The following is an 11,606-nucleotide window of genomic DNA, read 5'->3' on the forward strand; positions in this document are numbered from 1 at the left end:
TCCTCCTCATCTGTTTCTAATGACATAGGTTTGAGCGATATGGTCATGCAAAGCCCGCTTGCGTCCGTCAAATCCGGCTAAAATAAAGCCAACGCACAAAATGACAGCTGACAGCCATTTCCCCGCTGTTTCACGCAAAAGTGCATTCCAAAACGTAACCCTGCGGCCATCCTGACCGATCACTTCAATTCCCATCATCCATTTGCCTATCGTTCTTCCTGTTAACAACGTCATAACGAATAGATAAGCCGTCATCAGCCAAGGAATCGTTTGCCCCTCCCATTTTCCCAGCGAGGTTATAAGCTGCGACACACCGTATATGATGACGGAATCTATCACAAACGCTGTGCCCCGAATCCAAAACCCGGCATATTGCCTATACTCATTTTCCTGTTCCACTACGACCAATCCCCTCTCTAATTTCGTGCGGTACTTGTTGATCCGCCGCTTCTGTTACGAGTATAGCAACCGCCTTCTAAAGTACCCCTTAATGAAATCTAAAGATTGTCTAAAGAATGCAGAGAACGGCAAAAAAGGCTCCGCGCAGCCGCGAAGCCTTCATACAATAGAGTTTCATTCGTTCGTTTATTCTGCTTTCCCGCTTAGAACGCCGCTTCGATGTGCTTAAGCTCCAGAACCGCATTATCGCGGCCAAGCGTCACAGCAATTACATCGAACCGGACGGACTGATCGGTTATGATATGCTGACGCATGTAAAATTGCGCAAGTACAGCCAGCTTCTGCTGTTTCCGCCGGTCTACCGATTCCGCTGCCGTTCCAAAACGGCCTCCTGCCCGGCGAGTGCGCACTTCTACTATGATGAGCAAGCCATCCCGGCTGGCGATCAGGTCGAGCTCCCCTATCCGGCACCGCCAGTTGCGCTCTATAACGGCAAAGCCGGTTTCCGATAAATATCGGAAAGCCGCTGCTTCGCCTATTTCCCCAGTAAGCTTCCGGCCGTCAGCCTTCTGACCCGCCGCGTTCTTATCCGTTCCATTGCTCATCGTCTTCTCCTGCCTTGGCCTCCCGGTCTGCCCGGTAGACAAAACTGAGTATTTCGGCTACAAGCGTGTACAGCTCCGGCGGAATCGATTGATCGATATCCAGCTTGGACAACACTTCTACAAGTGAAGCATCCTCCTGCACAGGGACGCCATTCTCCTGCGCTGCATCGAGAATACGATCGGCCACATGTCCTCTGCCTTTCGCGATAACGACCGGCGCAGCGTTGTCTCCCGGCTCATATTTAAGCGCAACCGCTTTGCGAAGAGGAATTGGTTCATTGTTCGTTTGGCGATTGGCGCTCATACGCGAAAGTCGACTCCTTTATAAGCTGTGGCCGAGATTGGCGCCGGCTCCGCAGTTCTCAGCTTATCTGATCCGCCGGAATCAGCAGACAAATCTCCTTTGAAGGTAGGCGTCGTGCGTAAAGATGACAGCTGATAGCCGGCTTTGCTCAAGCTCTCGGAAACTTCTGTCCTTGCCGACTCTACCAATGCCGATATCGCAGGATGATCATTCCATAGATTTAAGCTGACGATTTTGTCCACCACGTTGACGTCAACGATCGTATCGCCCAGCGTCTTCATAGATAGATGGAACAAGAGCCGGCAATTGTTTGCATCAAGCTCCCCTTTTCGGCCGCGCCGCGTCTGAATTTGTACCGAGGCCGTTTGATCGCCGTTCGGACCATTCAGCGGAATAAACATCGTGAGATGGCTGAACATCGAGCCGTTTCTTTCCGGTGTCAGCAGCAGCTGTTGTCCCGTCACCTGCTGAACAAGCTGCTGAGCGGTTTCCTTCAACGCAGCAGGAGCGTCATCAGATGCGGCAATAGCCAGCAATACGCTTTTGAGCGATTCATGGGTCAGAGCCTTCGGCGCCGCAGCGGCTTCCTGCATACCCGGCTCAGCAGCTAAAGACGAAGCCATTGTAGAAACTCCCGTTATGCGCGGCTCCTGCAATGAAGCTGCGGTTGGCTGGAGCAGCTTTTCGTTCCCTTCTGCTCCAGCTTGCACCGTTGTCCTCGCTGCGGAACCTGCAGGCAAATCCGTATTTGCAACAGTTTTCTGCGCAGCTCCTTGACCGCTGACTTCAGTATCGGCTGGCTGCTGACCTGTTGGACTGCCTCCAGTCGGCGGGAACTGCTTCAGCAGCTGATTCTCATAATCAACGCCCATCCATTTCATCATTTGGCCAAGCCAATTGCCGGATGAACCCGTTGCCCCTCCCGCTGACGGAGATGGAGTCGAGGTCGGGGAGCTGGCCGCCGCTGCTTCTGATCCGGCAGCTTGCTGCTGTACGGCCGCCGTATTCGCCCCCGCCGCCAAATTGCCGGCTGTCGGTGAAGGCTGGCTGCTTGGACTAGCGGGTGCAACTGCAGCTCCTCCGGTGCTTTGCCCAACTGCTGTAGTTGCGGCCCCTGTTACGTTAGCAGTATTGGACGCACTAGCAGCAGAAGCATTAGCAGCGTTTGAAACGAGAGCGTTAGCCGCCCCTGCGGCCGTGTTAACGGCAGGCGCTGCGCCAGCACCTGCATTCCCTCCACCTGAGGCTGGCGCGTTTGCAGAGCCGCCTGCAGGCGGCTGAACGCTAGTCTCGGCAGCTGCGCGCATGAGCGCCCCGCCTTCGCTTAGCAAAGCTTGCAGTCTCGCGGCAAGCTGCGGCAGCTGTGATTTGCTGCCAGCCGCCCCGCCTTCCCCTAAGGCATTTGCAAGCTGCTGGTGCAAAGCGTCCAGTAATTCATGTGCCGAGCGTCCGAACATAACCTGCTGCATAGCGCTAATCGTACCAGCCGTTACCGGCAGTCCTCGTTTAATGGCTGCTGCAGCTGCCTGCATCCATTGCTCCGCATTTACACCTTTCGGCATCGCTGATAACGCCTGCTGAAACAGCTGCGCGGTTTCACGGTTCATCGGAAATCCTTCGCGCCTTAATTCTTTTACAAGCTCCGTCGCCCACTTCTGGTCCGGCAAGCCAAGCAGCTTCACAAGATCTTTTACCATGTTGTCAGGCAAGGCAGCCGTTCCAGTTTCGACCTGCTTCAACACAATCATACTGTTTCCGCCATCCGTCAGTGATTGCGACTGTACTTGAAGCATGGCCGTCTGTCCTTGCTGAAGCGGCAATTCAAGCTTCGCACGAACTTGAACCCCGTTTATTTGTACAATCGCTTCATTGTTGTCCATCACCTGCATAACCTGGCCGCGGACGACTTGTCCAGCTTTCAGCTCCATCGTGCGCGCCTCGCCTGCGGAAGCGTCGCCTAGAAAGCTTTTCATCATTTGATTAATATTCATCTATAGGTAGCACCCGCTTCCAATCCGCTTCTTTACACCATTATAAACCTATATTGTACATATCGGTATTATCCGGGCGGCAGTGAAGGAGCGTCACAACAAAAAAAGGCATCAGAACGCCAATGGCGATTCCATGCCCGATTTCTTGCCTTTAGAACAGCTCCTGCTGCTCCACAAATATTTTCCCCAGAAAAGAACGGCGATGCAGCGGGCTTGGCCCGTATTCCAGCAGCCTTTCCCGATGCAGCTTGGTCGCATAGCCTTTATGTATAGCGATTCCGTATGCCGGATAAAGCTGCTCCCATTCATTCGCGCATAGTCTATCCCGAGTCACCTTCGCTATGATGGATGCAGCGGCAATCGATTGACTCGTCGCATCGCCCTTAATAATAGCTAGCTGCGGCTGCGGCATGTCCACCTTCTCCGCATCTACCAGCAAATAATCGGCGGCAGTTCCAAGCGATTGAACGGACAGCTTCATAGCAAGCCGCGAAGCCTGCTTAATGTTGATCCGATCAATCGTTTCCGAATCGACTCTCGCGGCCGACCAAGCGACGGCATGCTGAATGATAACTTCATACAGCTCTTCACGTCTCTTCTCAGACAGCTTCTTCGAATCGTTTACGCCTTCCAGCTCCAAATGCGGAGGCAAAATGACGGCTGCCGCCACAACGTCGCCAAACAAGCAGCCGCGGCCTACCTCATCGACGCCGGCGATAGCGGAATAACCTTCCGCCCAAAGCCTTTGTTCATACTCCAGCATTGTCAGATTTCCCCCGGTTCCCCTATTGCCCATGATGCAGCTTACTTATTTCCCTTTGGATTCCTGCGATGATCCCGCTGCTGCCGGAAAAGGAGCCTCATACGAGATTCGGCCAAGCTTCCCTGCTCTCATCTCACGCAAAATTACGCCGGATGTTTTCTCCAGATCCACTCTTCCGCCTCCAACAAGGCAGCCTCTGCGGCGGCCGATATCTTCCATGACCCGAACAATTTCGTCAGAATCCTCCGTATCCTTCGGCGGTGCATCCAGCTCGAATCGCTCTTTCAATGCCGGCCAATACCGTTCCACCAAATCCTTGACGGCAAAAAAAGCGATATCCTCAACGTTAAGCACCTGCTCCTTGATGGCACCCGTCATCGCAAGCCGGTAGCCGACGAGCATGTCCTCAAATTTCGGCCACAAAATGCCTGGTGTATCAAGCAGTTCCATCTCCGTTCCAACCTTAATCCATTGCTGGCCTTTCGTTACGCCAGGACGATCTCCCGTAATTGCAATATTCCGTCCGGCCAAGCGATTGATCAGCGTTGATTTGCCAACGTTTGGAATGCCCACGATAAGGCCGCGTACTGCGCGCGGATTAATCCCTTTCGATATCTGACGTTCGATCTTCTCATGCAAAATCTGTCTTGCCATGAGCGGAACTTCAGATACCCGTGTACCGGTTGACGAATCTAAGGCCAACACTTCATGGCCTTCATATTTGAAATACGTGATCCACTGCTCCGTAACTTTTGGATCGGCAAGATCGGACTTGTTGAGCACGATCAGTCTCGGCTTCCCGCCCAATATTTCATCCACCATAGGGTTGCGGCTCGATAACGGAACGCGCGCATCCAATAGCTCAATGGCAATATCGATGAGTTTCAGCTTGTCCTGTATTTGCCTTTTTGCCCGGGTCATATGACCGGGGAACCATTGAATGGTCATTTCCTCACCTCACTGCAATTCTGCTTCTCTATTGTTAATGCTTAATAAAGCTTACTTTGCTCATAGGCCAAAAAATAAAATCAGCGCGGCCGATCAGCTCTTTCTCGGATACGAAGCCGATGTCACGGCTGTCCTGACTATTGTCACGATGGTCACCCATGGCGAAAATATAGCCTTTCGGCACCGTGATTTCACTGTTTTTATCGTTCGGGTAATTCGACGTAGGCGATTTATTCTCGTTGTACAAACGTCCTTCGGCATGAGCCTTTTCAATCGCTTCCTTAATATATGGCTCTTCAATCTTCGTGTCGTTAACGAACACATCATCCCCGTCTACCCGAATCGTTTGGCCGGGAAGTGCGATGACACGCTTAATGAAATCTCTGCCTTGATCCGGAACATGGAAGACGACAACCTCGCCATGCTTCGGCTCACGGATATTGTACAATATTTTATTGACGATCAAGCGCTCGCCCGTCTCGAAGTTAGGCTGCATGGAAGGCCCTTCGACTATGAACGGCGAGAACAGAAACTGCCGAATAATGAAGACGAGAATGATGGCGATCGCAAGCGCCTTAATCCACTCCACGATTTCCTTGGAAGCTCGTCCGCCCTTCTCCGGCGCTTTGCCGTTTGCTCCAGCCAGTTGTTCTGCTCGGGACTCTATGTGATCTTCATTTCGGTTTTGTGAATCCATTCCTACGCCTTCCTTCTATCTGTAGTCCGTTCATGGCTGGTAACTCTGTTCATAAATAACGAAAAGGAGCTTGTTTTCGCAAGCCCCTCTTGTCGTTTCATCTTAACGAATTTCTTTAATTCTTGCCGCTTTACCACGAAGGCTGCGAAGGTAGTACAGTTTAGCGCGACGTACTTTACCACGGCGTGCCACGTCGATTTTGTCGAGTTTAGGCGAGTGCAGCGGGAAAGTTCTTTCCACACCTACACCGTAGGAAATTTTGCGCACTGTAAACGTTTCGCTGATACCGCCGCCGCGACGTTTAATTACAACGCCTTCGAAAAGCTGGATCCGCTCGCGGGATCCCTCGATAACTTTAACGTATACTTTCAACGTGTCACCGGGACGAAAGTTAGGAAGGTCTTTGCGAAGCTGCTCTTGCGTAATCGCTTGTACGAGATTCATCTTGGATTCACTCCTTCCACCATAGACGTTCTTAATAACTCGCCATGTTCCCATTGAACAGGTTCATCACTATTAGCGGACCGCCCGAATAATACAAACAACATTTGCAATTTTATCATATTGGGCTATAAAATTCAACATGTTTTTGCTGGACATCATTAGGTATACTGAAACAAACAACTTAGTGTAGAGAGGATACCTATATGCCCCGTCTATCAAGAGCACGAACTACAATCATTTTCTTATCAGTCGTTCTAGGTTTGGCCGCACTATTTCCTTCACAGCCTTCATTGGCGCAAGCTTCTCCTTCAACGGGAGCGAATGCAATCACAGCTCCTAATACCGACAAATTCCCGGATACGAAAAACCATTGGGCAAGCACCTATATCGCTTGGGCTGTCGAACAAAATCTCGCGGCTGGCTACGAGGACGGAAAATTCCGCCCCGACCGCAATATTAATGAAGCCGAATTTTTGGCTCTGCTCCTTCGTGCCTATGGCAACAACGAAACGGCCGCTGCCGGCGTTCCTTGGTACGAGCCTTACTACAGCTATGCAAAACAACAGGGCTGGCCGCTCATCTACGACGTTGCAGACAACAGTTCCTTCCGCCGTGGACAAGCCGCTTTACTAATGGCAAGTGCTGCAACAGGCAAACGCCTGACAGAGAAAGAAGCCATTCAGTGGCTTCTTGACGAGAAGCTGACGACCGGACGTACGGCTCCGACAGTAACCGGCTTTTACCCGCAAGGGACGCTCACCCGGGCAGAAGCGTTGACGTTCCTGTACAGGCTGTCGCAGCATTCAGAGCGGCTTTCTCCAACCAAGCTTCCTCCCGAAGCAGCGAATCCGGCTGCACTGCAAGGGATTGCCATTGGAGACACGCTCGCTAAAACAAAGATGGTCCTCGGGGAGCCGCAACGCAGCGACGAAACCAAGGAAGGCTTTACATGGCAAGTATACAACGATGATTACAGCCGTTTCGCCATGATTGGCACCCGCGGCAGCAAAGTGGTCGCTTTATTCAGCAATACTGCCGCCAACTGGGAGGTCAAGCCTAAAATAAAGCTTGGAACGACGCTGTCGGAGGCTATTGCGATTATTGGCAGCAAAAACGGCCATGAGAACGAGTTCGATTATACCTTCGTCTCCGGCAGCATCACGACGACCTTGTTTATCGATCGTCTGGACGGAAACCGTATTATCGGCATCATGCAAACCGATTCCAGTGCCTATGGCAAACCTGGCAATAGCAGCTCTTCCACGCTTCAAGGGAACTATGAGCAGCTAAGCTTTGACCTTGCGAATGCAGAGCGCTCCCGGCGCGGTATCTCATTGTTCACCCAGGACACCAAAGCCTCCAAATCAGCCAGAGCTCATAGTCAAGACATGGCAGACCGAAAGTATTTCAGTCATGATAATCCCGATAGCCAGTCACCGTTTGACCGAATGAAGGCTCAAGGAATTACATACCGAAGCGCCGCGGAAAACATCGCTGCCGGCCAGACAGACAGTATGTATGCTCACTACAGTTGGATCAATTCACCCGGCCATCGCAGCAACCTGTTGAGCAAAAATCTAACTAGGCTCGGCACAGGAGTCGCCTTTGGCGGATACTATGGTGTCTATTATACCCAAAATTTCTACACCCCATAACTAAAAGAGGGACCGAGCACCGCGAAAATCAAACCTTCGCGATTGAATCGGTCCCTCTTTCCTTTGCTACTGCTCTTCCTTGCTAAGCGAGGCCAGCCATTTCCGTTCTTTCGGCGTCAGCTCCGCCTTTTCCAGCAAGTCCGGACGCCTGTTGAACGTACGCAGCAACGACTGCTCGCGCCTCCAGGCATCGATCCGGCTATGATGCCCGGATATGAGCACCTCAGGCACCTCCCAGTCGCGGAACACAGCAGGACGCGTATAATGCGGATACTCCAGCAGCCCTGTGCTGTAGGAATCCGTTACAGCAGAGCTTTCGTTGCCGAGTACGCCCGGCAGCAAACGAACGACGCTGTCGATGACTGTCATCGCCGGAATTTCGCCTCCGGTCAGCACGTAATCGCCAATCGATAACTCATCGGTGACGAGATGTTCCCGAATTCGTTCATCATAGCCCTCGTAGTGGCCGCAAATCAATACGATATGCTCCTCTTGGGACAGCTCCTCTGCTTTCCGCTGTGTGAACGTCTCCCCTTGCGGGCACATCAGAATAATGCGCGGCGGCTTGCCTTGCGGTACAGCAGCCATGAGATCTTCGACAGCCATAAACACAGGCTCTGCCTTCAACACCATGCCGCCACCGCCGCCATATGGGTAATCGTCGACTGTATTATGCTTATTATTGGAGTAGTCGCGGAAGTTAATGGCTTGCAGATCCACGATGCCTTTATCCTTCGCTTTACCCAGTATGCTCGCGTTAAACACGCCCTCGAACATCTCCGGAAACAATGTTAATACGTCTACTCGCATCGCTTACATCAATCCTTCCAGCAGACGTACCTTCACCAGCTTGTTCGCCACATCAACATCCAGAATAACGTCATCAATCACTGGCAGCAGCACTTGCTTGCCCTTAGGCTTGCTCAAGTCGACGACCCAGACGTGATTAGCCCCTGGACTTAGAATCTCCGAGATCACGCCAAGCTCTTCTCCGTCCTCTGTAACCGCCTTGCAGCCGATAATCTGATGGTAGTAGTATTCGCCGTCTTCCAGCTCGCCTTGCTCGGCTTCTGGAATTTTCAGCAGCCATCCTTTATACTTCTCGACCTCGTTAATGTCGTTGAAGCCCTTCAGCTTCAATACAAACATTCCCTTTTGCTCGCGAGCCGCCGTAATTTCGATCTCTAGCTGACGGCCGGATTGCTCATCCTGCAGGGACAGCTTATTGCCGACCGCAAACCGTTCTTCCGGAAAGTCGGTGCTTGGGAGCACCTTCACTTCTCCGCGCAGTCCATGCGTATTGGCAAGCTTGCCTACGGTATACCATTTGTTTCCCATATGTATCAACCCTTTTCGTTCAATACTTCTCTATTTTGAAAAAGGGTTAGGATAATTTATCCTAACCCTTATCGATATGTGATTACGATATGATGTCAACGATGACGCGTTTCTGAGATTTGACGGCGGCGGACGTCACGACGGTTCGCATCGCTTTCGCGATGCGGCCCTGCTTGCCGATAATTTTTCCGATATCATCGGAATGTACCGACAGCTCGTAGACAGTGCCTCGCTCATCATCCTTCTCATGCACGCGCACGTCCTCTGGATGATCCACCAACGCCTTTGCTATGACAAGAATCAATTCTTTCATCTCAAGGCCCTCCGCTGTTCAACAGTTATTTCTGTTGCTTAAGCTCATGGAACTTTTTCAGGACACCTGCTTTGGAAAGCAAGTCGCGAACGGTATCAGATGCTTGCGCACCTGTTTGCAGCCATTTCAACGCTTTCTCTTCGTCGATCGTTACTTGAGCCGGTTGTGCAACCGGATTGTAAGTACCGATTTCTTCGATGAAGCGACCGTCACGCGGGGAACGGGAGTTGGAAACGACAACGCGGTAGAATGGAGCTTTATGAGCACCAATGCGTTTCAAACGAATACGTACTGCCATGGAAATTCACCTCCTTCGAATAATGAACGCAGTCCTAACAACTGCTTTAATTAGAACGGAAACTTCTTGCCTTTACCCATCAAGCCCTTCAGGCCTTTCATGCCCTTGGAGCCTTTGCCCATCATCGACGAGAATTGCTTCATCATCTTGCGCATATCGTCAAACTGCTTGATGAGTCGGTTTACCTCGGCAACCGATGTTCCGCTGCCTGCAGCAACCCGGCGACGGCGGCTATGGTTCAAAATTTCCGGTTTTTGCTTTTCTTCCTTCGTCATGGAGCGAACGATAGCTTCGACACGGTCGATTTGTTTCTCGTCCACTTTCATGTCTTTCATACCCTTCATCTTGTTCATACCCGGCAGCATGTCCATCAGCTGATCAATCGGGCCAAGATTACGGACTTGAGCCATCTGTTCGAGAAAATCATCGAACGTGAACTCGGCATTGCGCATTTTGCGTTCCATCTCCGCCGCTTTATCGGCATCGATATTGGCTTGCGCCTTCTCGATCAAGCTGAGCATATCGCCCATGCCGAGAATCCGGGAAGCCATCCGATCCGGATGGAAAGGCTCCAGAGCGTCAATCTTCTCGCCCATCGCTGCGAACTTAATCGGCTTGCCTGTTACGGCCTTAACCGATAGTGCGGCACCGCCACGCGTATCGCCGTCAAGCTTCGTGAGTACGACGCCTGTAAGCTCCAATTGCTCATGGAAGCTTTGTGCAACGTTAACTGCGTCTTGACCGGTCATCGCATCAACGACGAGCAGCACTTCATCCGGCTTCGTCACTTGATGAATTTGTTTCAATTCCTCCATCAACGCTTCGTCGATATGCAGCCGTCCGGCGGTATCGATAATGACATAATCATTGCCGTTATCCTTCGCATGCTGCAAGCCTGCGCGGGCAATCTCAACCGGTGAAGTCTGATCGCCAAGCGTAAATACCGGCGCATCGATCTGTTCGCCAAGCACTTGAAGCTGCTTGATCGCAGCTGGCCGATAAATATCGCCAGCGATCAGAAGCGGTTTGTGGTTGCCCTTTTGCAACAGACGAGCCAGTTTGCCTGTCGTCGTCGTTTTACCGGCGCCTTGCAGGCCGACCATCATAAGTACGGTAGGCGGTTTATTCGCTTTCGCCAGCTTGCTCTGCGTCCCGCCCATCAGCTCAGTCATCTCTTTGTTGACGATATCGATAATGACCATGCCAGGGGTAAAGCTTTTGGACACTTCCAGACCAAGCGCTTTCTCCTTCACTTTGGCGATAAAATCTTTGACGACTTTAAAGTTAACGTCGGCTTCAAGCAGCGCCAGTCGAACTTCGCGCATTGCTTCGTTGATATCATCCTCAGTTACTTTGCCTTTGCCTCTCAGCTTGCCGAACACATTTTGCAATCGGTTCGTTAAGCTCTCAAATGCCGCCATGATCCATCACCTCCGTTTTTCATTCTGTCGTTGTTAATCGTTCAATCGCGGCTAGCAGCCGCTTCTTCTCGGCTTCGCCAACCGCCAGCTCAGCTACGCTTCGTTCCAGCTCCGCCAAATGCTGCTGGCGCGATTCATGCTTAACTAGCAATTGAAGCTTGCCCTCGTAGCTTTCTAGCACTTGTTCTGCACGCTTGACATGCTCGTACACCGCTTGCCGGCTAATGCCGGATTCTGCAGCAATCTCACCAAGCGAATAGTCGTCGTGAAAATAATATTTGAGAAAGGTGCGCTGTTTTTCCGTGAGCAGAGGCTCGTAGAAATCGAACAGCAGGTTGATTCGATTCGTTTTTGCAAGGGCATCCGGCTCTTCAATAAGCATCCTTGATCCCTCCACCGCGTCCCATTACCCGGCTTGGCGTGAATATGC

At 51.7% G+C, this 11,606-nt stretch carries 15 protein-coding genes; 1 reads left to right on the plus strand and 14 read right to left on the minus strand.

All coding sequences use genetic code 11. The features are described from left to right. Window positions 1–6: 6 nt before the first annotated feature. The 8 genes from IEX98_RS21300 to rplS all read right to left on the minus strand — a co-directional run bounded on the left by IEX98_RS21300 (window position 7) and on the right by rplS (window position 6,151). Entirely contained in the window at window positions 7–399 is a 393-nt protein-coding gene (locus IEX98_RS21300; RefSeq protein ID WP_188891224.1) for an RDD family protein, read from the minus strand. A gap of 203 nt (window positions 400–602) precedes the next feature. Continuing rightward, window positions 603–1,004 carry a YraN family protein gene (locus IEX98_RS21305; RefSeq protein ID WP_188891225.1) on the minus strand — a complete coding sequence of 134 codons (402 nt, stop codon included), beginning with the start codon at window positions 1,002–1,004 and terminating at the stop codon, window positions 603–605. Further along, window positions 985–1,308, minus strand: a complete 324-nt coding sequence (locus IEX98_RS21310) for an EscU/YscU/HrcU family type III secretion system export apparatus switch protein (RefSeq protein WP_188891226.1) — start codon at window positions 1,306–1,308, stop codon at window positions 985–987. Before IEX98_RS21310 ends, IEX98_RS21305 begins: the two co-directional genes overlap by 20 nt. Next, window positions 1,305–3,299: a flagellar hook-length control protein FliK gene (locus IEX98_RS21315; RefSeq protein ID WP_188891227.1), complete on the minus strand. Its 1,995-nt coding sequence runs from the start codon at window positions 3,297–3,299 to the stop codon at window positions 1,305–1,307. The genes IEX98_RS21310 and IEX98_RS21315 overlap by 4 nt, the downstream gene beginning before the upstream one ends. A gap of 151 nt (window positions 3,300–3,450) precedes the next feature. Continuing rightward, window positions 3,451–4,062 carry a ribonuclease HII gene (locus tag IEX98_RS21320; protein ID WP_188891228.1) on the minus strand — a complete coding sequence of 204 codons (612 nt, stop codon included), beginning with the start codon at window positions 4,060–4,062 and terminating at the stop codon, window positions 3,451–3,453. Window positions 4,063–4,107: 45 nt separating this feature from the next. Continuing rightward, window positions 4,108–5,010 (minus strand): ribosome biogenesis GTPase YlqF, encoded by a 903-nt coding sequence (ylqF, locus tag IEX98_RS21325; RefSeq protein ID WP_188891229.1) that lies wholly within the window; start codon window positions 5,008–5,010, stop codon window positions 4,108–4,110. 34 nt (window positions 5,011–5,044) lie between these two features. Beyond that, a complete protein-coding gene (gene lepB / locus IEX98_RS21330; RefSeq protein WP_188891230.1) occupies window positions 5,045–5,707 on the minus strand; it encodes a signal peptidase I in 663 nt (220 codons plus the stop codon). Between the two features lie 102 nt (window positions 5,708–5,809). Further along, a complete protein-coding gene (gene rplS / locus IEX98_RS21335) occupies window positions 5,810–6,151 on the minus strand; it encodes a 50S ribosomal protein L19 (protein WP_188891231.1) in 342 nt (113 codons plus the stop codon). Window positions 6,152–6,354: 203 nt separating this feature from the next. Between rplS and IEX98_RS21340 the strand changes: the two genes are divergently transcribed. Then, on the plus strand, window positions 6,355–7,806 hold the full coding sequence (locus tag IEX98_RS21340) for a CAP domain-containing protein (RefSeq protein WP_188891232.1): 1,452 nt from the start codon (window positions 6,355–6,357) through the stop codon (window positions 7,804–7,806). A 66-nt stretch (window positions 7,807–7,872) separates the two neighbouring features. Here IEX98_RS21340 and trmD read toward each other — a convergent pair whose 3' ends face one another. The 6 genes from trmD to IEX98_RS21370 all read right to left on the minus strand — a co-directional run bounded on the left by trmD (window position 7,873) and on the right by IEX98_RS21370 (window position 11,558). Next, window positions 7,873–8,616 carry a tRNA (guanosine(37)-N1)-methyltransferase TrmD gene (trmD, locus tag IEX98_RS21345; protein WP_188891233.1) on the minus strand — a complete coding sequence of 248 codons (744 nt, stop codon included), beginning with the start codon at window positions 8,614–8,616 and terminating at the stop codon, window positions 7,873–7,875. Window positions 8,617–8,619: 3 nt separating this feature from the next. Further along, window positions 8,620–9,144 carry a ribosome maturation factor RimM gene (rimM, locus tag IEX98_RS21350; protein WP_188891234.1) on the minus strand — a complete coding sequence of 175 codons (525 nt, stop codon included), beginning with the start codon at window positions 9,142–9,144 and terminating at the stop codon, window positions 8,620–8,622. A gap of 82 nt (window positions 9,145–9,226) precedes the next feature. Then, window positions 9,227–9,457, minus strand: a complete 231-nt coding sequence (locus IEX98_RS21355) for a KH domain-containing protein (protein WP_188891235.1) — start codon at window positions 9,455–9,457, stop codon at window positions 9,227–9,229. A 25-nt stretch (window positions 9,458–9,482) separates the two neighbouring features. Next, window positions 9,483–9,755 (minus strand): 30S ribosomal protein S16, encoded by a 273-nt coding sequence (rpsP, locus tag IEX98_RS21360; RefSeq protein WP_042160406.1) that lies wholly within the window; start codon window positions 9,753–9,755, stop codon window positions 9,483–9,485. 50 nt (window positions 9,756–9,805) lie between these two features. Next, window positions 9,806–11,176, minus strand: coding sequence for a signal recognition particle protein (ffh, locus tag IEX98_RS21365; RefSeq protein ID WP_042160404.1), 1,371 nt, complete (start codon window positions 11,174–11,176; stop codon window positions 9,806–9,808). 19 nt (window positions 11,177–11,195) lie between these two features. Beyond that, window positions 11,196–11,558: a putative DNA-binding protein gene (locus tag IEX98_RS21370; RefSeq protein ID WP_374705372.1), complete on the minus strand. Its 363-nt coding sequence runs from the start codon at window positions 11,556–11,558 to the stop codon at window positions 11,196–11,198. Window positions 11,559–11,606: the final 48 nt, after the last annotated feature.

This window comes from Paenibacillus radicis (ex Gao et al. 2016) (assembly GCF_014641555.1).
GTDB classification, from domain to species: domain Bacteria; phylum Bacillota; class Bacilli; order Paenibacillales; family Paenibacillaceae; genus Pristimantibacillus; species Pristimantibacillus radicis.